Annotated in this window: 1 pseudogene; it reads right to left on the reverse strand. The window is 42.0% G+C overall.

Annotated features, from left to right (window positions below):
• Positions 1-871: pseudogene (locus tag R7M72_RS26250) on the reverse strand (molybdopterin-binding protein); the annotation flags it as partial.
• Positions 872-1,006 lie beyond the last annotated feature (135 nt).

The raw sequence follows: 1,006 nt of genomic DNA on the forward strand, positions 1-1,006 counted from the left end.
TTTCTGCATTTTCATCACTGTTTAACCAGTAGGTTAAATATCCAGCACTGCTTTTTTCAGACACAGAAAGCGTGAGATCTTTATCCGCCAGCAGTTGTCCTACATGCTCAACCATCGGAAGGTCGATGCTAACCGTATTGCTTTCGAGGTGCTTGTTGATCAACTGCATCAGCTTCAAACGTTGTTAAAGCTGATCTGCCGGGCCAAACAGCTTCACTTCAATAAAAGGCAGATAAGAGCGATACCCAAGCTCATATCCTTGTGGCAGTTTTAACTGATCCAACTTATCCGAGATCCCAGATTCAGAAAGACCAAAAGTGTAGATTCGACTACAGCATGAACCTTTTACATCAGGAAATACTCTTCGAAGATCAGGCAAAATTTGTGTTTCTGCCATCAATTTGAATTCGCTTGGTACACCAGGAGTAAAATAAAAAATCGCGTCATTGATCAGCATTTTAAAGCCACATGCCGTGCCAATAGGATTGTCTAAAATTTCTGCGGTTTCAGGTAGCATGGCTTGTTTTAAATTGCTATCAGGCATAGGAATGCCACGTCGAGCATACATGCTCTCCAGTTGCTCTAGCCATTCTTTAAACAATACCAGTTTGCACTCAGCCGCTTTCGCTGCCGCTGCGGCGCTCATGTCGTCGGTCGTTGGCCCCAATCCACCGTTAACAATGACTACGTCATTGTTGAAGCTCAGCATTAAAAACTCTTCGATTAAGCTCGACTGCTTGTCTCCCACAGTGGATCGTTTGGTTAAACCAAACCCATGCTGATAAAACAAACTCGACAGCCACGCCGCGTTAGTATCAACAATATCTCCGTGAAGCACTTCCTCACCAGTACTTAGCATTGCAATTTTCACAACTGACTCCTGAACATAAGCACAATTCTATTTCTATACGGAGCACTTATATCGTTTTCTTTTTATCAGACTAATCGCTTAGTCAATTTGTTGGGATTAAATTAAGGTCAAGTATTTAAATGGGTTTTCTTTTAA

Origin of the sequence: Vibrio sp. YT-18 (assembly GCF_033337345.1) — a bacterium.
Lineage (GTDB): Bacteria > Pseudomonadota > Gammaproteobacteria > Enterobacterales > Vibrionaceae > Vibrio > Vibrio alginolyticus.